Source organism: Luteimonas terricola (assembly GCF_004352845.1).
Taxonomy (GTDB): domain Bacteria; phylum Pseudomonadota; class Gammaproteobacteria; order Xanthomonadales; family Xanthomonadaceae; genus Luteimonas; species Luteimonas terricola.
The window spans coordinates 109,302-129,027 of sequence record NZ_SJRX01000002.1; the positions used below are offsets into that span (position 1 = coordinate 109,302).

Here is a 19,726-nt window from a genome sequence, read left to right on the forward strand (position 1 = left end):
GGGTTCAGCGCTCCCCGGCGCGACGGCGCAGGTGCTCGCTGCGGAAGCGCGCACGCAGCAGGGCGCCGGGATCGTCCGGGATGCGGCGCAGCCAGGCGGCATTGGCCCGCTCGCGTTCTTCGGCGGCCGTCGACTCGGCCTGCGCCTGCGCTTCGAGGCCGTCATCCGCCTGGCCCGCGCCTTCGCGGGCGGTACCGGCATCCAGGGCACGCTGCATGGCTTCGCGCTGGGCTTCGTCGGCGGCCTGCTGGCGGGCCCGGGCTTCGGCGTCGGCAGCATCGGCGGCGGGCGGCTCCGGGTTGTCGGTTCCGGCGTCGTCAGGGTCCGGTGGCGCGGCATCGGACGCGTCGCGGTCAGGATCGCGCCCGGGGTCTTCGTCGGGTTCGCCCTGGCCCTGCTCGCCGCGCTCTCCGTCGTCGGACCCGGCGTCGCCGCCCTGGCCGCCGTCGGGAGGCGAATCTCCGCCACGGCCTCCGCCCGCGGGCGGCGGCTGGCGCTGCATGGCCGCCTCGACCGCGGCACGGTTGGCCGCGGCATCCGCCATGCCCGGCGCTTCGGACAGGGCTTCGTCGTAAGCAGCGAGCGCTTCCCGGTAACGGCCGGCGCGGGCCAGGGCGTTGCCGCGGTTGTATGCGGCGTCGGCACCGGGCAGGTCGGCGAAGCCGCGGGCGGCGGCTTCGAAGTCGCCCTCGCGATAGGCGGACTCGGCCTCGGTGCTGCGCGCATGCGCGGCCTGGTCCGCGCGACGCCAGGCGCTGGCCTGCGGCGACTGCGCACCGGCGGCGAACGACGGCTGCACGGGCAGCAGCAGGCACAGCGCCAGCGCGCCCAGCACCCCGCCGCGGCGGAATGCCGCCAGCAACAGGAACATGGCCAGCGGCAACAGCCAGTAGCCACCGTCCTCGCGCACCTCGCCGGCCCGGGTCCCCTTGCCCGGAGCGGCCAGCGCGTTGCCGCCGCCCGCTGCCCCCAGACCCTGCGCCGTCGATGCGTTCCAGTCGTGCATCCGGCCACCACCGGCCGCGGCAAGCGCACGCAGCGCGGCGGGGTCGAGCGCGCTGCGGTGGATATCACCGTCGCGCCCCCGGTAGCCGGCACCCGCTTCCGTGCCCATGGCCAGCACGGACACCCGGTAGCCTTCGGCCGCGGCCCGTGCGGCCGCGCGCATACCGCCCTGCCCCGCTTCGGCGGTCAGCAGCAGGATGTCGCCGCGGGCGTGGCCCGCACCCGCCAGCAGTTCCCGGGCGAGATCGATCGCGCGCCCGGACCGGCGGCCGTCCACCGGCATCAGGTCGGGCGCGAGGGCATCGAGGAACACCGCGACGTTGGCGGCATCGGCGGTCACCGGCGACACCACGAACGCATCGTCGGCATAGGCCACCAGCGCGACTTCGCCCGCATGCGCGCGCAGCAGCCCATCGAGCTTCGCGCGGGCCTGCACCAGGCGCGACGGCGGCAGGTCGTTGGCGAGCGTCGCGCTGGAGAGGTCGAGTGCAATCACCAGCGCGCCGCCGCCACTCTGGAGTGGCTGCGGCACGCTGCGCCAGCTCGGACCCGCAAGGGCGAGGACCGCCACCGCAAGTCCGACGAGCACAGCCGGCCCGGCCACGGCCGCCCCGCGACCCGTGCCGCGCGAAGCGAGCAGCCGGGGCAGCAGGTGGGGATCCACCGCCGCGCGCCAGGCGCTGCGCCGGTGCGCGCGCTGGCGCCAGGCCCAGGCGAGCAGCGGCAGGAGCAGCAGCGCCGCCAGCCAGGCCGGGCGCAGAAACTGCAGCTCGGTGAAGGGCAGGGTCACGACGCGCCTCTCCGCCAGGCCAGCCCCGTCGCGAGCAGCGCGAATGCAAGCGCCAGGGCCAGCGGCCAGTGATAGCGTTCCAGGCGCGGACGCACGGGTTCGCCCGGTGCCTCGACCGGCTCGATGCGATCGATCTCATCGTAAATGCCGGCCAGCGCATCGGTATCGCGGGCACGGAAGCTGCGTCCGCCAGTCATCGCCGCGATCCGCGCCAGCGCCTGTTCGTCGATCTCGCTGCCGCCGCTCGGCAGGCGGAAACCGAACACCGAGAGCGCCTCGCCGTCGCCGCCGAACGCAATGGTGTGGATGCGCACGCCGTCGTCGCGGGCGATCTCCGCGGCTTTCTCCGGGTCGAGCACGCCGGCGGTGTTGACGCCGTCGGTGAGCAGGACCAGCACGCGCTCGCCCTCGCGCTGCGCCTGCAGGCGCTTCACGCCCAGGCCGATGGCATCGCCGATGGCGGTCTCGCGGCCGGCCAGCGCGACTTCGGTGGCCAGCAACTGCTCGCGCACCGTGTCCAGGTCGGCGGTGGCCGGCGCCAGCACATACGCGCCGCGGCCGAATACCAGCAGGCCGATGCGGTCGCCCTCGCGGCGCGCCACGAAGTCGGCGATCACCGCCTTGGCCGCGGTCAAGCGGTCCACCACCTCGGTACCGACCAGCATGTCGCGCTCGCCCATGCTTGCGGAAAGGTCGACGGCAAGCATGAGTTCACGCGAGCTGTCGGGCGGCTGTACCACCTCCCCCAGGGCCAGCGGGCGCGCCGCGGCCACGCAGAGCAGCGCCCAGGACAGCCAGGCCGCCCAGGACAGGCCGCGCCCGCGTGCAGGCATGCCCGGCGTCGCGGCGACCTCGGCCAGGCGCGCGGCCCACGGCACCCGCAGCGCCGGTCCCGCGTCGTGCGCGGGCGGGAGCAGGGCGCGCAGCAGCCAGGGCAGCGGCAGGGCGAGCAGCAGCCAGGGCCAGGCGAAACCGGCGAAGGCAGGCAGGGCGGAAGCGAACGCGTTCATCGGCGGGCCTCCATCCACTCCAGGAAGCGTTCACGGACCGCGTGGCGCAGGTCCGCAACCGCCGCGGCATCCGCGTCGCGCTGGAAAGGGCCTTCGAGCAGCAGCACGCCGCGGGCGCCGGCGAACCGGGGGGCATCGCGGCCGGCATCGAGGAGTTCGAGCCAGGCCGCGCCCTGGAGCCGGTCGGCGCTCGGGTGGCGGCGCCTCGCGGCGCGACGCAGCAGGGCCGACATCGCGGCCACGGCTCCGGCGGCGTTGGCGGCGGCATCGAGTTCGGCGTCGAACAGGGCAAGCAGCCGGCGCCGACGGCGCGCTCGAAGCAGGCGCCAGGCCACGAGCGCGGCCAGGACAAGCAGGATCGCCGCGGCGAGCAGCCACCAGCCGGGCGCCGGCGGCCACCATGGCGGCGCGCTCGACAGGTGGATGTCGCGCAGGACGAGGCCGTCGCCCATCAGCGGCGCCCGGGATCGCTGGCGCCCAGCCACGCGTCACTGGGCGCGTCGCAGGACAGCGCCAGGGCGTGCACGCCCCGCGCGGCCAGCGCCGCGACGGTGCTCTCGACGCCGCCGGCGAAGGCCTCCTGCCAGCGGCGGCGCTGGTCCGCGGCGGCGAGGTCGAGGTCGATGCGGGCGGCGGCATCGCCGCCTGCAGGCGCGAATGCGAGCAGGGCATCCGGCGGCGCCATCTCCAGTGGGTCGGTGAGCAGCAGCACCACGACCTGGTGATGGGCGGTGAGCGCAGGCCAGCGCGCGGCCGGGATGGCCGCGGCACTGGCGGGATCGGCCAGTACCAGCAGCCGCGAGCCCGGGCGCAGCAGGCGGCGGGCGTGCTCGAGCGCGACCTCGAGGCCGGCATCGTCCTCCGGCGGCCGCGCATACCAGCGCACGAGGGCATCGAGCACCCGCAGCGCCCCGCGGGCGCCCGACGCCGCAGGCACCGGCGGCGCGGACTCGCTGCCACGCAGCGCGGCGATGCGATCGCCATCGGCGACCGCACGCCAGGCCGCGACGGCGCCGGCGCGCGCGGCCTGCACGGACTTGAAGCGCACCCGGGTGCCGAAATAGAGCGCGGGCGCGGTATCGGCCACGACCAGGGTCAGGCGCTCGCGCTCGGCCTGGAACAGCTTGGTATGCGGTTTGCCGCTGCGCGCGGTCAGGCGCCAGTCGATGTGACGGGCATCGTCGCCGATGGCGTAAGCGCGCGACTCGGCGTATTCCATGCCGCGGCCGCGCAGCGCCGAGGGTGCCTGCGTGCGCAGGCCGGTGGCGCCGCGACGGACGCGGCCGCGCGCATGGGCGAGCCCGCGCAGCGCGATCAGTTCGGGAAGGGTCGGCGTGACCCCGTCCTCATCCGCTCGCGCGCCGCCCTGCCCCGCTGCGGCGCCCGGCGGCCGCGCACGGCCTTCGGGTCTGGCGGCGGGCCAGCGGATCACGGCAAGGGCACCTGCGCCAGCAGTGCCTGCACCAGGCGCTCGCCATCCCAACCTTCGGCGGTGGCCTCGTAGCTGGGCAGCACGCGGTGGCGGAGGACGTCGGGGGCCACCGCGCGCACGTCGTCGGGCGTCACGAAGTCGCGCCCCGCCAGCCACGCATGCGCGCGGGCGCAGCGCTCCAGCGCGATCGAGCCCCGCGGACTCGCGCCCCAGGCGATGCGTCGCGCCAACTCCGCGTCGTAGCGCCCGGCGTCGCGGGAGGCCAGCACCACCTCGACCAGGTAGCGTTCGACCGCGGGCGCCATGTGCAGCGCCAGCACCGCGCTGCGCGCCGCCATCACGTCGGCCTCCGAAATCCGTTCGGCGGGAACCGAAGGCGCCTGCAGCATGGCTGCGGCGCGCTCGCGCGCCAGGCGAAGGATCGCGGTCTCGGCCTCGGCTTCGGGATAGCCGACGCGCACGTGCATCAGGAAGCGGTCAAGCTGCGCTTCGGGCAGCGGGAACGTGCCTTCCTGCTCGATCGGATTCTGCGTCGCCATCACCAGGAACAGCGCCGGCAGCGCATAGGTCTGCCGGCCAACGGTGACCTGGCGCTCGCCCATGGCCTCCAGCAGCGCCGACTGCACCTTGGCCGGTGCGCGGTTGACCTCGTCGGCCAGAAGCAGCGAGTGGAAGATCGGCCCGGGCAGGAACTCGAAGCGCCCGTCCTGCGGACGCCAGACCTCGGTACCGGTCAGGTCCGCGGGCAGCAGGTCGGGCGTGAACTGCAGCCGCGCGAAGTCGGCTTCGACGCGCGCGGCCAGCGCGCGGATGGCGCTGGTCTTGGCCAGGCCGGGAGCACCCTCCACCAGCAGGTGGCCGTCGGCCAGGAGCGCCACGAGCAGGCGCTCGACCAGGGCCGCCTGGCCGATGATCTCGGTCGCAAGCGCCTCGCGCAGGCCAGTGAACAGGCCGTGGAGCCTGGTGCCGTCGTCGCTGGTCGTATCCATGGGACACCGGGTTGCGGCGCCGTCCGCGCCGGGGCCAGTTTGACCCGATTCGGCAGCGATGGTTCAAGCCACCGGCCGCCGGAACGACGACGGGGCCCGATTGGGCCCCGTCGTTCGTACCGCCATGTCAGTTGCTCAGTAGCTGCGCGGCGCCACGCGCAGCACGCGCGGGGTGACGAAGATCAGCAGCTCTGCCTTGTCCTTGGACCGGCCTTTGGTCTTGAACAGGTTGCCCAGGATCGGCAGGTCGCCCAGGAACGGCACCTTGGACACCGAGTCGCGGTCGCTGAACTCGTACACGCCGCCGATGACCACGGTCTGGCCGTCCTCGATCAGCACGGCGGTGGTCACTTCGCGCTTGGCAAGGTTCGGAATCGAACCAAAGCCGGTGATGGTGGTGTAGTCCTGGATCTCGTCCTTCTTCACTGCGAGGTTCAGGAATACGCGACCGTCCGCCGTAATGGTCGGCGTGACCTTCAGCTCCAGCAGCGCTTCCTTGAACTGTACCGTCGGCACGTTGTTGCTCTGGCCACCGGTCACCGACAGGTAGCCCACTTCCCGACCTTGGCGGATGATCGCTTCACGCTGGTTGCTGGTCACCACGCGTGGATTGGACACTACTTCACCACGCTGTTCCTGCTGCAGCGCCTGCAGCTCGAGATCCCAGTTGATGGTGTTGCCGAGGATGGTGAAGGCAATCGACCCGGGGTTCAGATCACCGAGGCCGAAGTCGTTGTTCAAGCTCTGCGACAACGTGCCCCATTCCGGTCGACCATCGCCGCTGTCGATCATATCAAGAGTCGTATTCACCAGATTCTGGTTGCTTTCAAGCGATCCAGAGCTGATGAAGCGATCCTTGGCAGCGCGGACACCGAAGCGCGCGCCCAGATCGCGGGCAAACGACTCGTTCGCGATCACGATGCGCGACTCGATCACGACCTGATCGACCGGCTTGTCGAGTTCATCGACCAGCCGCTTGACGTCGGCCACGCGGTCGGGAATGTCGATCATCAGCAGCGTGTTGGTCCGGCGATCGAAGCTCAGGCTGCCGCGCGGGGAAAGGAACCCTCGGCTGGAGTCACCCTGGCCGCCACCGCCTTGGCTGCTCTTGCTCTCCTCCGTCAGCAGCTTGGCGATGTCCTCGGCACTGCCATAGGAAATCGGAATGTACTCGGTGATCATCTCCGCACTGTTCTCCAGCGCGATGCGGGCGTTGGCGATGTCCTGCTCGAACTTCGCGATCTCCACCTGCGGCGCCACCCAGACCACGTTGCCGCTGCGGCGCTTGTCCAGCGACTTGGCCTGCAGGACGATGTCCAGGGCCTGGTCCCACGGCACGTTGATCAGGCGCAGGGTGACGTTGCCGGTGACGTTGTCGCTGGCGACGATGTTGAGGTCCGACAGCTCGGCGATGAGCTGCAGCACGGTGCGCACCGGCACGTCCTGGAAGTTGAACGTGACCGGGCGGCCGCGATAGGCACGGGTATCGCCCTGGGCAGCCTGGGCGGCCGTGGCCTGGCCGGTGGCTGCCACGGTGTTGGCTGCCGATGCGCCCACGGCGCGACCCGGCGCAGCCTCGGCCCGCGGCACGATCTCGACGATGTAGTCGCGGCCCGTCTGGTAGGCCAGCGGCTCGAAGGCACCCTGCGTGCTCAGCACGATCTGGGTGCCCTTGGCGCCCTGGTTGGCGTCGATGCGCTGCACCGGGGTGGCGAAGTCGGTGACGTTGAGCGGCCGCTGCATCGCTGCCGGCAGCGAAGCGTTGCCGACGTTGATGATGACCGCGCCGCCTTCGGTGCGCAGGTCGGGGGCCGCGCCCTCGCCGTCGAAGCGGAGCACGAGCTTGCCCGCCCCGCCATCACCGCGCTTGAAGTCGATGTCGGTCACGGCCACCTCGGCCGGGACCTGCTTGGCCGGGTCGACCGCGCCCGCGGAGGACTGGGCGAAGCTGGCCACGGGCACGCCCGGGTTCGGCGCGGCGCTGACCGAGCCGAAGGCGGCAAGGAGGCCCGCGAGGAGACCACAGGCGCCTGCCCGGACGGGCAGGGCCCGCTGGGTCGACGAACGGTGTTGGGCGTTGGTGAACGTCATCTGGCTTCCCCTAATCAATTGTCTTCGAGCGCGATCGACGCCGGCCGTTCCAGCCAGCCACCCGCGCCGTCGGGCACGAGTTCGACGAGTTCGATGCGGTCTTCTTGAACGCTGGTGACGCGGCCATCGTTCTGGCCCATGTAAACGCCCGGGCTGACCCGGTAAGTGACCTTGTCCGGTGCCATCACCAGCGCCGTCAAGCTGTTGCCGGCACCCAGCGACCCGACCATGTCGAGGCTGTCGAGCGGGAACTGCTCCAGGGTCTGCTTGCGGCGGTTGGAATCCGGCCGCGGGCCGCTGCCGCCGCCTTCGTTGGTAAAGGCGGCACTGAACGGGTCGCGCATGCCCTGCGCGGCGTATTCGAAGGTCTCGAACTGCTGCATCACAGGCAGCGGATCGAGCGGCGGTGCCGGGCGTGCGCGCACGTTGGCGGCCCACTCCTCCAGGTTCGGCGCGCCGCCGGGCTCGCTGGTGATGCCGCGGCCGCAGCCGGCCAGCGCCGCGATGGCGGCCAGGCAGGCCAGGCCGCGAACGGCGTTGGATGTCATGCCCATGTCAGCGGCTCCCCCCGGCTGCCGCGGCCGCAGCTTCCTGCGCGGCCGCCTCGTCCTCGTCCAGATAGCGATAGGTCTTGACCGTACCGGCCAGTTCCAGCGCCGCGTTGGGACGGATGCCGGCGCGCGGATCCTTGTCGCCACCGCGCGGCCGCAGCTGGATGTCATGCATGGTCATGATCACGACCCGCGGCAGTGAAGCCACGCCGCTGACGAACGCGCCGAACTGGTGGTAGGTGCCGACCATGCGCAGCGCGATCGGCTTCTCGGCGTAGAACTCCTTCGGAGTCTCCGGCCCGGGCTGGAACAGCTCGTTCTGGATGCCGGTGGCCAACGCGGTCTGCGAGATGTCGACGATCAGGTCGGGCATCTCGGTGCGGCTGGGCAGCTGGCGCAGCATCTGCTGCAGCTGCTGCTCCATCTGTGCCAGCTGCAGTTTCAGCGGCTCCAGGTTCGCGGCGCGCCCCTGCTTGGTCTCGAACTCGGCGCGCAGGTCGGACTCGGTGCGCTCCAGGCCTTCCAGCTGGTCGCCCTTCTCGCGGGTCATGACCCACCACAGCAGGCCGAAGATCAGCAGGCCCACGATCACGCAGAAACCGATCTTGTACTCGCGCGGCCAGGAGCCGATGTTGTTGAAGTCGAGTTCCTTGAGCGACATCTTCCGCTTGCTCACGATGCGGCTCCTTCTTCAGCGGCGGACCCGTCATTGACGGCGGGCTCGTCTTGCAGTGCCGGCGCGGCATCGACAGGCGGCACCGCATCCGGAATGCCATCGCCGTCCAGGTCCTTCGGTGCGTTGGGATTGGCCAGCTGCACCGCAAGGGTGAAGGCGTACGGCAAGCCGGCAACGCCGTCGCGGGCCTCGATGATCGAGAGGTCGGGCTTGGTCATCCAGCCCGAACCTTCGAGGTTGCGCATGTAGGTGCTCACCCGCGCGTTGGACTGCGAACGGCCCTCGAGGGTCAGCTTCTCGCCTTCCTGCTTGATATTGGTCAGCACCACGCCATCGGGGATGGTGCGCACCAGCGAGTCGAACAGGTGCACCATCTGCGAACGGTTGGCCTGCAGCTGCTCGATCACTTCCTTGCGCGCCAGCAGGCGCGCCTTCTGGCGGTCGAGCTCATCGATTTCGGTGATCCGCGACTCCACCTGCTTGATCTGGTCCTGCAGGTAGGCGTTGCGCGCGTTCTGGCCGTCGATCTGGGCGTTGTAATAGCCGTTGACCAGGAACCAGAGCAGCAGGCCGGCCAGCGCGGCGAAGCCCAGCATGACGCCGAACTCCTTCTGCCGCTGCTTGCGGCGTTCGGCGCGCCAGGGGAGGAGATTGATGCGTGCCATCAGTCGAAGCTCCTCAGGGCCAGCCCGCAGGCGATCATCATGGCCGGCGCGTCCTGCGCCAGCGCGTGGGCCTGCACGCGCGGACCCAGCGTCATCTGCGCGAGCGGGTTGGCCACCGCGGTCTGCACGCCGAGCTGCTCCTCGACCATCTCGGAGATGCCGGCGATGGAGGCGCAGCCCCCGGCCAGCACCACCTGGTCGACGCGGTTGAACTCGCTGCCGGCGTAGAAGAACTGCAGCAGGCGGCTGATCTGCTGGACCAGCGCCTCCTTGAAGGGCTCCAGCACTTCGACTTCGTAGCTCTCGGGCAGGCCACCCTGGCGCTTGGCCAGGCCAGCCTCCTCGTACGACAGGCCGTAACGGCGCATCACCTCGTCGGTGAGCTGCTTGCCGCCGAATACCTGCTCGCGGGTATACAGGCTGCGGCCGTTGCGCAGGATGCTGAGCGTGGTCATGGTCGCGCCGATGTCGACCAGGGCGACGATGCCGTCGCGCGGGACGCTGAGCGTATTGGCCAGCAGCGCGAAGGCGTTCTCGATCGCGAAGGCCTCGACGTCCATCACCCTGGCGCCGAGGCCCCCGAGTTCGAGGGCGGACGCGCGCATCTCGACGCTCTCGGAGCGCGAGGCCGCCAGCATCACCTGCACCATCTCGGCGTTGCCGGGCATCGGTCCCATCACCTCGAAGTCGAGGTTCACTTCCTCGATCGGGTACGGGATGTAGTTGACCGCCTCGAGCTCGACCTGCGATTCCATCTCTTCGTCGTCGAGGTCGGCGGGCATCGGGATCAGCTTGATGATCACCGCCGAGCCGGCGACGGCGGCGGCGGCATGCTTCGCCTTGCTGCCCGAGCGCGACATCGCGCGCCGGATCGCCTCGCCGACGGCCTCGACCTCGACGATGCCCTTTTCAACCACGGCGTTCGGCGGCAACGGTTCGACCGCGTAGTGCTCGACCCGATACCGATCGCCCGACCGCGACAGTTGCAACAGCTTGACCGCTGTCGAACTGATATCGACCCCGACCAGCGGTGCCTGGCTTTTTGTGATCAGCCCCACGCTTTTTCTCCCCATGTCACGGGCGCTTACGTGCGCTTCGTGCCCCGATGCATTAAATAACGGAGTTTTTACCGAATGGCAACAAGCGGCACCCCAAAGCGTGCTGCATTGCGCGTTCGGTCACGTCTTGACGTTTTACGTCACCCTGGGACCGGACGCTCCGCGGTGATCCGGCCCACCTCTATATACTGCGCGACTCTCCACGGCCCGCCAAGGCCCAACCCGGCCCAGGACCAACCCGATGTCACGTTTCCGTCGTTTGCTCCGCTGGCTGCTGCTGCTGGCCATCCTTGCCACCATACTCGGCCTGCTCGCCGCGGGTACGCTGTACTACGTGGTGTCCTCGCGCCTGCCCGAGGTCGACAGCCTGCGCAACATCGAATTGCAGGAGCCGATGTACGTCTACGCCAACGACGGTCGCCTGATGGCGCTGTTCGGCGAGATGCGGCGCTACCCGGTCGACATCGCGGAAGTGCCCGAGGCGGTCAAGCAGGCCTTCATCGCGATCGAGGACAACCGCTTCTACGAGCACGAGGGCATCGACTACAAGGGCGTGGCGCGCGCGATCTGGCTGATCGCCAAGACCGGGTCCAAGGAGGGCGTGCCCGGTGGTTCGACCATCACCCAGCAGGTGGCGCGGCAGTTCTACCTCAGCCCGGAGGTCAGCTACTCGCGCAAGTTCGAGGAAATGCTGCTGGCGATGAAGATGGAGCGCGAACTCGGCAAGGACGAGATCTTCGAGCTCTACCTCAACAAGAATTTCTTCGGCAACCGCTCCTACGGCATCGCCGCGGCCGCGGAGTTCTACTACGGCAAGCAGCTGTCCGAGCTCGACCTCGACGAGGTCGCCTCGCTCGCCGCCATCCCCAAGTTCCCCTCCAGCGGCAACCCGGTCTCCAATCCCGAGCGCGCGCGCATCCGCCGCGACTACGTGCTCGAGCGCATGGCCGACCTCGACTTCATCACCCGGGCCGAGGCCGCGGCGGCACAGGCCGTGGCGATGCATGCCCGCCCGCACGAGCGGCCGGTCGAGGTCTATGCGCCCTACGTGGCCGAAATGGTGCGCCAGGAGATGATCGCGCGCTACGGCGGCGACGTCCTGACTCGTGGCTACCACGTCACCACCACCATCGACCCGGTCAAGCAGGCCGCGGCCGACCAGGCCGTGCGCAGCGGCCTGCTGGCATACGATCACCGCCACGGCTGGTCGAAGGTCGAGCAGAGCTTCGAGCTGGCGACGGACGAGGACGCCGCCACCGCGGCCGCGCGCCTGCGCGGCATCCCGGCCCAGTCGGGCCTGCTGCCCGCCATCGTCCTGCGTGCGGAAAGCGGCACCGCCGACGTGGTCCTGTCCGACGGCACCGTGGTGACCCTCGATGCCGCATCCAGCCGCTGGACCGGACGCAACCCGGCGGCACTGCTCAAGCGCGGCGACCTCACCCGCGTGCGCCGCATCGAGCCCGAGGGCAAGAGCGGCGCGGCGCCGCCTGCAGATGCCCGGCCCACCTGGCAGCTCGACCAGCTGCCGCGCGCGCAGGCCACGCTGGTGTCGATGGAGCACGACACCGGTGCGCTGCGGGCGCTGGTCGGCGGCTTCAGCTTCGCCGGCCAGGAGTTCAACCGCGCCACCCAGGCGCGTCGCCAGCCGGGTTCGAGCTTCAAGCCCTTCATCTATGCCGCGGCGTTCGAGCGTGGCTTCAACCCCGCCTCGATCGTGCCCGACGCCCCGGTGGTGTTCCGCATGCGCCGGGGCCAGGACTGGCGGCCGCAGAACGACGACGGCAGGTTCCTTGGACCGATACGCCTGCGCGAGGGCCTGGTGCGTTCCCGCAACCTGGTTTCGGTGCGCCTGCTCGACGCCATCGGTGTCGACTATGCGCGACGCTACATCAGCCACATGGGCTTCGAAGAGTCCGAGCTGCCTCCGAATCTGTCGATCTCGCTGGGGACGCCGTCGCTGGCGCCGCTGGACATCGCGCGCGGCTACAGCGTGTTCTCCAACGGCGGCTTCCGGGTCACGCCCTGGTACATCGACGAGGTCCGCGATCGCGACGGCCAGGTGATCTTCGAGGAGAAACCGGCCGTGAGCTGCCGCAGCTGTGACGCCGGTGGCGCGCCGGGCGCCCCCGCGACCGTCATCGACGGCTTCAACCTCGGACCGGAATCACCCGCGGCGGTTGCCGAAACGAGCGGCAAGGCGGCGGCTGCGGAACCCGATCCGGACGCCGTGCTCGCACCGCGCGCCATCGACCCGCGGGTGGCCTACCAGCTGGTCTCGATGATGCGGGACGTGGTCCAGCGTGGCACGGGCACCCAGGCCAAGGTGCTGGGCCGGGAGGATGTCGGCGGCAAGACCGGCTCGACCAACGACCACCGCGACGCCTGGTTCTCGGGGTTCGGCGGCAGCCTCTCGACCGTGGTCTGGGTGGGTCGCGACGACAACCGCTCGCTGGGCAACCGCGAATACGGCGGCCGGTCCGCGCTGCCGATCTGGATCGACTACATGCGCGTGGCGCTCGACGGTATGCCGCTGGCCACCAACGAACCGCCGCCCGGCATGGTCAAGGTGTCGGTCAGCAACAGCGGTCGGCTGCTGCCCGGCGGCGAAGGCGGGCTCACCGAGTGGGTGAAGGCCGAGGACCTCGAGCGCATGGAGTCGACCTTCGATGATTTCGACGAGGCGCCGGCCGAGGAAGCCTTCGACATCTTCTGACGCACGCATCCGGTAGGCTTGGGGGGCCAGCAGGGAGCCCCCCCATGCATCGAGCCCGACAGCGCGCCGAGCGGCATACCCGCGAACGCCGCCACCGCCTCGCACACGAAGCCGCCAGGCTGATGGCCGAAGGCGGGATCCGCGACTACCACCAGGCCAAGCTCAAGGCGGCCGAGCGGCTCGGCATCCACGACGACGCCTCGCTGCCGCGCAACCGGGAGATCGACGAAGCGCTGCGCGAGTACCAGCGGCTGTTCCTGGGCGAGTCCCGGACCGAGGCATTGAATGTGCGGCGCGAGGCGGCGCTGCACGCGCTGGCGTTCTTCGAACGCTTCCGGCCGCGGCTGGTCGGGCGCGTGCTCGATGGCACGGCCGACGGGCACACCCCCGTCGCCCTGCACCTGCACGCCGACGACGCCGACGACGTCGCACGCTTCCTGGCCGATGCCGACATCCCGGCCGAGGCCGGTTCGCGACGCCTGCGCCTGGACCGGGTACGCGAGCACGACGCCCCGGTCTGGATGTTCAGTGCCGACGGGCTCGCCTTCGAGCTCACGGTGCTGCCGCTGGATACGCTGCGCCAGGCGCCGCTCTCGGGCAACGATGGACGGCCCATGCCGCGCGCTTCGGCGAGCCAGCTGCGCGCGCTGCTGGCCGGGGACGGGGACGCCGACCGCGAATCCATGGCCGCGCGCCGCTGACTCGCCGTGCTATTCGGCGACAAGCATCGCGGAGTCGCCCGAGCCGACGACCTTCACCCGGCCGCCGATACGGATGCGGGCGAGTTGGGCGCCCGTCCGCGTGAACGCGGATTCCGAGGCATCGTCGAAGCGCACCATCAGCATGTAGTCACCGCCCGGCGCTCCGTCGCCATCGCCGGACGCGATGTCGGCACCAAGGTTGGCGGCGACGCGCGTGAGTTCATACGACTGCCCGCTGCGCCCACCAACCGCCTGGCCGAGCGCACGGCCCAACATTCCGCCAAGCTGCCGTTTCGTGGACGCGCTGACCACGTCGGCTCTTGCCGCGACTGGCTGCATGGCCGTGACCACGCCTGATCGCACTTCATGTTCCCCGGCGCCCACGGCGAAGGCGGTGGATGCCAGCAACGCGACCGCCACGGCGGCCGCGGGATGCAGCTTGATGCGCATTGGATGCTCCTTCCCTGGAGAATGACCCTGCCCGCCGCGGACTGTCCGCCGCGGACACGTCGCGGTTGCCGCAGCGCGGACCGGAGACGCAGCCCATGTTCGACGCCAGCCGCGATGCGCGCCAGCCGCGATGCGCCCGAACCGACGTGGGAATTCCCCGCGCTGAACGAAAACGCCCCGCACAGGGCGGGGCGTGATCGGGGGATGCTGCGGGAGCGGGCGTCAGCGGCTGTCGGTGGCGACGTAGTCGCGCGAAGCCGCACCGGTGTAGATCTGCCGCGGGCGGCCGATCTTGAACTCCGGGTCGTTCTGCTGCTCGAGCCAGTGCGACACCCAGCCGGCGGTGCGCGCGATCGCGAACATCACCGTGAACATCTCGGTCGGGATCTTCAGCGCCTTGTAGATGATGCCGCTGTAGAAGTCGACGTTCGGGTACAGCTTGCGCTGCACGAAGTAGTCGTCCTTCAGCGCGGCCTCCTCAAGGCGCATCGCGACCTCGAGCATCGGGTCGTCGATGCCGAGCTCGCCCAGCACCTTGTGGGTCATCTCGCGGATGAGCTTCGCGCGCGGGTCGAAGTTCTTGTACACGCGGTGGCCGAAGCCCATCAGGCGGAAGCCGGACTCCTTGTCCTTGGCGCGGTCGACCGCCGACTGGACGTTCTTCACGTCGCCGATATCGCCGAGCATCTTCAGCACGGCCTCGTTGGCGCCGCCATGCGCGGGGCCCCACAGCGCGGCGACGCCGGCGGCGATGCACGCGTAGGGATTGGCGCCGGTGGAACCGACCAGGCGCACGGTCGAGGTCGAGGCGTTCTGCTCGTGGTCGGCGTGCAGGATGAACAGCAGGTCCATCGCCTTGGCGGCCACCGGCGACAGCTCCAGCGGGCCGCTGGGCAGCTCGAACATCATGTGCAGGAAGCGCTCGACGTAGCCGAGGTCGTTGCGCGGATAGTTCAGCGGCCAGCCCATCGAGTAGCGGTAGCACGCAGCCGCTATGGTCGGAAGCTTGGCGATCAGGCGGATGCCGGCGAGGCGGCGCTGCTCGGGATCGTCGTAGTCGAGGTCGTTGTGGTAGAAGCTCGCCATCGAGCCGAGCATGCCGACCAGCATCGCCATCGGATGGGCGTCGTGGCGGAAGCCGCCGATGAAGCTCTTGAACGCCTCGTGCATCATCGTGTGATGGGTGACGTCGTGGTCGAACGCGGCCATCTCGGCCTGGTTCGGCAGCTCGCCGTTCATCAGCAGGTAGGCGACCTCGAGGAAGTTCGAGTGCTCGGCCAGCTGCTCGATCGGGTAGCCGCGGTACAGCAGCACGCCCTCGTCGCCGTCGATGTAGGTGATCGCGGACTTGCAACTTGCGGTGGCGGTGAAGCCGGAGTCGTAGGTGAAGCGCCCGGTGGCCTTGGGCAACTTCGAAATGTCGATGCACTCGTTGCCGAGGGTGGGCTTCAGGACCGGCAGCTCGACCGAAGCACCGGCGACCTGCAGGGTGGCGATGGACGGCTCGTCGCCGGCCTTGTTCTCGATGGCGGACACTCGTCGCACTCCTTTTATCTTTGCGTCGCGCCGCGGCGCGGGGGCGCGCGGGCAGCGGGGAATCACGCGGATCGCGGCTCTGGCGCGATGCCGCAATTGATGCCGCGATTATCGCATAGCGACGTGCGCCACCGTATCCACGCTTCGGGAGGCGGATGGGACGAAGCATCCGCCCGGAACGACGATGGCCGCCTTTCGGCGGCCATCCGGACCTCGACTGCGGCAGGCGCTTACTTGGCGTAGCGCTTGCGGAACTTGTCGACGCGGCCGCTGGTGTCCATCAGCTTGTTCTGGCCGGTGTAGAACGGATGCGAAGCCGAGGACACTTCGATCTTGACCAGCGGGTATTCATTGCCGTCTTCCCACTTCACGGTCTCCTTGCTGGAGAGCGTGGAACGGGTGAGGATCTTGAAGTCCGAGGTCACGTCCTGGAAGACGACGTCGCGGTACTGGGGGTGGATGTCGGCCTTCATGACGATACCAGAGTGAGCAAGGAAAGAGCGGCATTATAGCCGGCCGTTTCAGGCCTCGCAAGCCTTGCCGCGCAATGCCCTCAGCCCAACGCCTCGCGCACCTGATCCTCCAGGCGCGCCTGGTCGTATCGCAGCAGGATCCTGGCCCGGTCCGGCCGCCCGAGCTGGCGCTGCCAGTCCACCAGGGTCGTACCACGCGCGGGGGAATGGCCCAGCACCACCTCCACCGGCCGCTCGGCCGACTCGAGCACGCCGTCGGGCCGCAAGGCCATGGCCATCGCCAGCCCGTCCGCCGAGTGCCAGCGTTCGCCGCGCGCGTCTTCCGACCAGCGGCGGGTGTGGCGGGACACGGCTTCGTAGAACGCCGCCACCGGTCCCGGCGCGGCCAGCCAGCGTTCCGCGTCGCGCAGGAGAACGCCGTGGGCGAGCGCCGCTTCCCAGTCGCACAGGTCGAAGCGCGGGAAGGCCCCGAACACGATGTGCGCGGCCTCGGGGTCGAAGAACACGTTGAACTCGGCCGACGGCGTGATGTTGCCGTGGGCGGTCACCGCGCCGCCCATCACCACCAGCCGCGCCACGCGCGTGGGCAGCGTGGGATCCAGGCGCAGCGCGAGCGCGACGTTGGTCAGCGGGCCGAGGGTCACCAACAGCAGGCGGCCGGCGTGGCGATGGGAGAGTTCGATGATGGCCTCGGCCGCGTGCCGCGATTCGGCGCCGCGGGCGGCCGGCGCCAGGCCGACGTCGCCGAAGCCGTCGCGGCCATGCACGTTGGCTGCATCCGGCGAGGGATGCAGCAGCGGGCGGTCGCAGCCGGGGAACACCGGCACGTCGTCGCGGCCAGCCACCTCGCACACCTTCAGCGCATTGGCCACCGTGTGCTGCAGGCCGACGTTGCCGGCGGCGATGGTCAGGCCGACGACCTCGTGGCGCGGGTCGGCGAAGGCCATCAACAGGGCCAGGGCGTCGTCGACGCCCGGGTCGGTATCGATCAACAGCGGGATGCGTTCGTCCATCGAGCGATTATCCCCGATCAGGCCGAGGCGTAGCGCGCGGCGCCGCCGACCCAGCGTTCCACCAGGCGCTCGGCCAGCGCGGGCCGATCGCGCAGCAGGCCTTCACCGAGTTCGTGCACCAGCGGCAGCATGCCGGCATCGCGTGCGAGATCGGCGACGCGGAACGCGGCCAATCCGGTCTGGCGCGTGCCCAGCAGCTCGCCCGGGCCGCGCAGCTCCAGGTCTTTTTCGGCGATGACGAATCCGTCGCCGGTCTCGCGCATGGTCTCCAGGCGCTCGCGCGCCATCGCCGACAGCGGCGGCTGGTAGAGCAGCACGCAGCTCGAGGCCGCGCTGCCCCGCCCCACCCGCCCGCGCAGCTGGTGCAGCTGCGCCAGGCCCAGGCGCTCGGCGTTCTCGATCACCATCAGCGAAGCCTTGGGCACGTCGACGCCGACCTCGATCACCGTGGTCGCCACCAGCAGGTCGCAGCCGCCCTCCTTGAAGGTGCGCATCGCGACCTGCTTCTCCGCGGCCTTCATGCGTCCGTGCACCAGGCCGACCCGCAGTTCCGGCAGCGCGGCGGACAGGCCCTCGAACGTCGCCTGCGCGGCTTGCGCGACGACCTCGTCGGACTCGTCGATGATCGTGCACACCCAGTAGGCCTGGCGGCCTTCCGCGCAGGCGGCGCGGATGCGCTCGATCAGCTCCGGACGGCGGCCTTCCGCCATGACCACGGTCTGCACCGGGGTGCGGCCCGGCGGCAGCTCGTCGATCGCCGACACGTCGAGGTCGGCATAGGCGGCCATCGCCAGGGTGCGCGGGATGGGGGTCGCGGTCATCACAAGCTGGTGCGGCACGCGCCCGCCCTCGCCGCCCTTGTCGCGCAGCGCCAGCCGCTGGTGGACGCCGAAGCGGTGCTGTTCGTCGACGATCGCCAGTGCCAGGTCGTGGAAGGCCACGCCCTGCTGCATCAGCGCATGGGTGCCGACCACGACCTGCGCACGGCCGTCGGCGACGTCGGCCAGCGCGCGGCTGCGCGCACGGCCGGTGACCTTGCCGGCCAGCCAGGCGACTTCGATGCCCAGCGGTTCGAGCCAGGCACGCAGGTTCCCCAGGTGCTGCTCGGCCAGCAGCTCGGTGGGCGCCATCAGCGCGGCCTGGCGGCCGTCGGCGACCGCCATCAGCGCGGCCATCGCGGCGACCACGGTCTTGCCCGAGCCGACGTCGCCCTGGACCAGGCGCAGCATCGGCACGGGCTGGCCGAGGTCCGCATGCACTTCGGCGAACACCCGCTCCTGCGCGGCGGTCAACGCGAACGGCAACTGCTCGCGCAGGCGTTCAGCAAGCGCCGGGTCCGCCAGCGGCGTGGCGGCGTGCGCCCGCCGGGCGATACGCTGGCGTCGCATGCTGATGTGGTGCGCGAGCAGCTCCTCCAGTGCCAACCGGCGCTGCGCCGGATGGGTGCCGGCCAGCAGCGCGCCGACGTCGGCGTCGCGCGGCGGCCGGTGCACGGTGAGCAGGGACTCGCGCAGCCCCGGCAGGCGGTGTTCGCGCAGCAGCGCCGGCGGCAACAGCTCCAGCACCTCGTCCCCGGGAAGGCGGTCGAGCGCCTGCGCGATCAGGCGCTTCATCGTGGCCGGGCCAACGCCCTCGACGGCCGGGTAGACCGGGTCGAGACGGTCGCCAAGCCCGGAGGCGTCGGCGTCGTCGAGCAGGGTGTAGCTCGGGTGCACTATCTCGAGGCCGCGCTGCCCCGGCCGCGGCGTGCCGTAGGCGCGCACGCGCACGCCGGGCTGGAACTGCGCGGCCTGCGCGGCGCGGAAATGGAAGAAACGCAGTACGAGGGTCGCACGCGAATCGTCGCCAAGCGCGACCCGCAGCATGGGGCGGTAGCGGAAGCCGCGCTCCACCGCTTCGACGCGCCCCTCCACCTGCGCCGCGACGCCGGGCTGCAGCAGCCGGATCGGCGTCAGCGCCGTGCGGTCCTCGTAGCCGCGCGGAAGCTGGAGCCACAGGTCCTGCAGGGTCTCCAGCCCGCGCGCGGCGAGCTTCTCCGCGACCCTCGGGCCCACGCCTGCGAGCGCGGACAGCGCGGTCGCGCCGTCCGGCGCCAGTCCGGGCGCCGGCGTGCCGCGCGTGCGCCTCGGCGTCGCCACTGCCTCAGTCGAGGACCATCACCGCGTCGACCTCGAACTGCGCGCCCTTGGGCAGCGCCGACACTTCGATGGTCGAACGCGCGGGATACGGCTCGGCGAAGACCTCGGCCATCACCGTGTTGACCACCGCGAACTGCGACAGGTCGGTGAGGTACAGGCCGACGCGGGCGACGTCGTCCAGCGAGCCGCCCGCGGCCTGGCAGACCGCGCGCAGGTTGTCGAAGGCGCGGCGCGCCTGGGCCGCGAGATCGCCGGCGACGAGCTCGCCGGTAGCGGGATCCAGCGGAATCTGCCCGGACAGGAAGACGGTGTTCCCGCAGCGCGTGGCCTGCGAGTACGGGCCGATCGCGGCGGGCGCGTCGGCGGTGCGGACGGGTTGCCTGGGCATGCGTGGATCCTTCGATGCGTGGCAGGCGATTATGACCGCCGTCCGCG

18 protein-coding genes are annotated in these 19,726 nt (G+C 70.7%); 2 read left to right on the forward strand and 16 right to left on the reverse strand.

What is annotated here, in order from left to right:
* Nucleotides 1-4 precede the first annotated feature (4 nt).
* The 10 genes from E2169_RS05195 to E2169_RS05240 all read right to left on the reverse strand — a co-directional run bounded on the left by E2169_RS05195 (nucleotide 5) and on the right by E2169_RS05240 (nucleotide 10,267).
* Nucleotides 5-1,795, reverse strand: coding sequence for a VWA domain-containing protein (locus E2169_RS05195; protein WP_132985573.1), 1,791 nt, complete (start codon nucleotides 1,793-1,795; stop codon nucleotides 5-7).
* The gene (locus E2169_RS05200; protein WP_132985574.1) at nucleotides 1,792-2,805 is read right to left on the reverse strand and encodes a vWA domain-containing protein; all 1,014 of its coding nucleotides are present in this window, start codon (nucleotides 2,803-2,805) and stop codon (nucleotides 1,792-1,794) included. Before E2169_RS05200 ends, E2169_RS05195 begins: the two co-directional genes overlap by 4 nt.
* Complete coding sequence (locus E2169_RS05205; protein ID WP_132985575.1) at nucleotides 2,802-3,257, reverse strand: DUF4381 family protein; 456 nt, start codon at nucleotides 3,255-3,257, stop codon at nucleotides 2,802-2,804. The genes E2169_RS05200 and E2169_RS05205 overlap by 4 nt, the downstream gene beginning before the upstream one ends.
* Nucleotides 3,257-4,234 (reverse strand): DUF58 domain-containing protein, encoded by a 978-nt coding sequence (locus E2169_RS05210; protein ID WP_370465135.1) that lies wholly within the window; start codon nucleotides 4,232-4,234, stop codon nucleotides 3,257-3,259. The genes E2169_RS05205 and E2169_RS05210 overlap by 1 nt, the downstream gene beginning before the upstream one ends.
* On the reverse strand, nucleotides 4,234-5,226 hold the full coding sequence (locus tag E2169_RS05215; RefSeq protein WP_132985576.1) for an AAA family ATPase: 993 nt from the start codon (nucleotides 5,224-5,226) through the stop codon (nucleotides 4,234-4,236). The genes E2169_RS05210 and E2169_RS05215 overlap by 1 nt, the downstream gene beginning before the upstream one ends.
* Nucleotides 5,227-5,361: 135 nt before the next feature.
* The gene (locus E2169_RS05220) at nucleotides 5,362-7,317 is read right to left on the reverse strand and encodes a type IV pilus secretin PilQ (protein ID WP_132985577.1); all 1,956 of its coding nucleotides are present in this window, start codon (nucleotides 7,315-7,317) and stop codon (nucleotides 5,362-5,364) included.
* A gap of 14 nt (nucleotides 7,318-7,331) precedes the next feature.
* The gene (locus E2169_RS05225) at nucleotides 7,332-7,865 is read right to left on the reverse strand and encodes a pilus assembly protein PilP (protein ID WP_132985987.1); all 534 of its coding nucleotides are present in this window, start codon (nucleotides 7,863-7,865) and stop codon (nucleotides 7,332-7,334) included.
* A gap of 7 nt (nucleotides 7,866-7,872) precedes the next feature.
* Nucleotides 7,873-8,529, reverse strand: a complete 657-nt coding sequence (locus E2169_RS05230; RefSeq protein ID WP_370465134.1) for a type IV pilus inner membrane component PilO — start codon at nucleotides 8,527-8,529, stop codon at nucleotides 7,873-7,875.
* 11 nt (nucleotides 8,530-8,540) lie between these two features.
* Nucleotides 8,541-9,209, reverse strand: a complete 669-nt coding sequence (locus tag E2169_RS05235; protein ID WP_132985579.1) for a PilN domain-containing protein — start codon at nucleotides 9,207-9,209, stop codon at nucleotides 8,541-8,543.
* Nucleotides 9,209-10,267 carry a pilus assembly protein PilM gene (locus tag E2169_RS05240; RefSeq protein WP_132985580.1) on the reverse strand — a complete coding sequence of 353 codons (1,059 nt, stop codon included), beginning with the start codon at nucleotides 10,265-10,267 and terminating at the stop codon, nucleotides 9,209-9,211. Before E2169_RS05240 ends, E2169_RS05235 begins: the two co-directional genes overlap by 1 nt.
* A 241-nt stretch (nucleotides 10,268-10,508) precedes the next feature.
* On the opposite strand from E2169_RS05240, the gene E2169_RS05245 reads away from it, so the two are divergent.
* Both E2169_RS05245 and E2169_RS05250 read left to right on the forward strand, forming a co-directional pair.
* Nucleotides 10,509-12,980 (forward strand): penicillin-binding protein 1A, encoded by a 2,472-nt coding sequence (locus E2169_RS05245; protein ID WP_132985581.1) that lies wholly within the window; start codon nucleotides 10,509-10,511, stop codon nucleotides 12,978-12,980.
* Between the two features lie 44 nt (nucleotides 12,981-13,024).
* Nucleotides 13,025-13,681, forward strand: a complete 657-nt coding sequence (locus E2169_RS05250) for a hypothetical protein (RefSeq protein WP_132985582.1) — start codon at nucleotides 13,025-13,027, stop codon at nucleotides 13,679-13,681.
* Between the two features lie 9 nt (nucleotides 13,682-13,690).
* Here the strand turns inward: E2169_RS05250 and E2169_RS14210 are convergent, their stop codons facing one another.
* From E2169_RS14210 to E2169_RS05280, 6 genes are all read right to left on the reverse strand, one after another.
* Nucleotides 13,691-14,131, reverse strand: a complete 441-nt coding sequence (locus E2169_RS14210; protein WP_165942336.1) for a hypothetical protein — start codon at nucleotides 14,129-14,131, stop codon at nucleotides 13,691-13,693.
* 222 nt (nucleotides 14,132-14,353) lie between these two features.
* On the reverse strand, nucleotides 14,354-15,628 hold the full coding sequence (locus tag E2169_RS05260) for a citrate synthase (RefSeq protein WP_132985988.1): 1,275 nt from the start codon (nucleotides 15,626-15,628) through the stop codon (nucleotides 14,354-14,356).
* Between the two features lie 269 nt (nucleotides 15,629-15,897).
* Entirely contained in the window at nucleotides 15,898-16,140 is a 243-nt protein-coding gene (locus E2169_RS05265; RefSeq protein WP_132985584.1) for a type B 50S ribosomal protein L31, read from the reverse strand.
* Nucleotides 16,141-16,220: 80 nt separating this feature from the next.
* A complete protein-coding gene (locus tag E2169_RS05270) occupies nucleotides 16,221-17,153 on the reverse strand; it encodes a nucleoside hydrolase (protein WP_132985585.1) in 933 nt (310 codons plus the stop codon).
* A gap of 17 nt (nucleotides 17,154-17,170) precedes the next feature.
* The gene (recG, locus tag E2169_RS05275) at nucleotides 17,171-19,291 is read right to left on the reverse strand and encodes an ATP-dependent DNA helicase RecG (protein ID WP_370465097.1); all 2,121 of its coding nucleotides are present in this window, start codon (nucleotides 19,289-19,291) and stop codon (nucleotides 17,171-17,173) included.
* A gap of 4 nt (nucleotides 19,292-19,295) precedes the next feature.
* Nucleotides 19,296-19,679 carry a RidA family protein gene (locus E2169_RS05280; RefSeq protein ID WP_132985586.1) on the reverse strand — a complete coding sequence of 128 codons (384 nt, stop codon included), beginning with the start codon at nucleotides 19,677-19,679 and terminating at the stop codon, nucleotides 19,296-19,298.
* Between the last annotated feature and the right edge of the window lie 47 nt (nucleotides 19,680-19,726).

What these genes read in the sequence shown, in the direction of transcription:
- E2169_RS05215 (WP_132985576.1), bottom strand. Translation starts at nt 5,226, where the DNA reads ATGGATACGACCAGCGACGACGGCACCAGGCTCCACGGCCTGTTCACT.
- E2169_RS05235 (WP_132985579.1), bottom strand. Translation starts at nt 9,209, where the DNA reads ATGGCACGCATCAATCTCCTCCCCTGGCGCGCCGAACGCCGCAAGCAG.
- E2169_RS05270 (WP_132985585.1), bottom strand. Translation starts at nt 17,153, where the DNA reads ATGGACGAACGCATCCCGCTGTTGATCGATACCGACCCGGGCGTCGAC.
- E2169_RS05245 (WP_132985581.1), top strand. Translation starts at nt 10,509, where the DNA reads ATGTCACGTTTCCGTCGTTTGCTCCGCTGGCTGCTGCTGCTGGCCATC.
- E2169_RS05205 (WP_132985575.1), bottom strand. Translation starts at nt 3,257, where the DNA reads ATGGGCGACGGCCTCGTCCTGCGCGACATCCACCTGTCGAGCGCGCCG.
- E2169_RS05265 (WP_132985584.1), bottom strand. Translation starts at nt 16,140, where the DNA reads ATGAAGGCCGACATCCACCCCCAGTACCGCGACGTCGTCTTCCAGGAC.
- E2169_RS05230 (WP_370465134.1), bottom strand. Translation starts at nt 8,529, where the DNA reads ATGTCGCTCAAGGAACTCGACTTCAACAACATCGGCTCCTGGCCGCGC.
- E2169_RS14210 (WP_165942336.1), bottom strand. Translation starts at nt 14,131, where the DNA reads ATGCGCATCAAGCTGCATCCCGCGGCCGCCGTGGCGGTCGCGTTGCTG.
- E2169_RS05200 (WP_132985574.1), bottom strand. Translation starts at nt 2,805, where the DNA reads ATGAACGCGTTCGCTTCCGCCCTGCCTGCCTTCGCCGGTTTCGCCTGG.
- E2169_RS05225 (WP_132985987.1), bottom strand. Translation starts at nt 7,865, where the DNA reads ATGACATCCAACGCCGTTCGCGGCCTGGCCTGCCTGGCCGCCATCGCG.
- E2169_RS05280 (WP_132985586.1), bottom strand. Translation starts at nt 19,679, where the DNA reads ATGCCCAGGCAACCCGTCCGCACCGCCGACGCGCCCGCCGCGATCGGC.
- E2169_RS05220 (WP_132985577.1), bottom strand. Translation starts at nt 7,317, where the DNA reads ATGACGTTCACCAACGCCCAACACCGTTCGTCGACCCAGCGGGCCCTG.
- E2169_RS05250 (WP_132985582.1), top strand. Translation starts at nt 13,025, where the DNA reads ATGCATCGAGCCCGACAGCGCGCCGAGCGGCATACCCGCGAACGCCGC.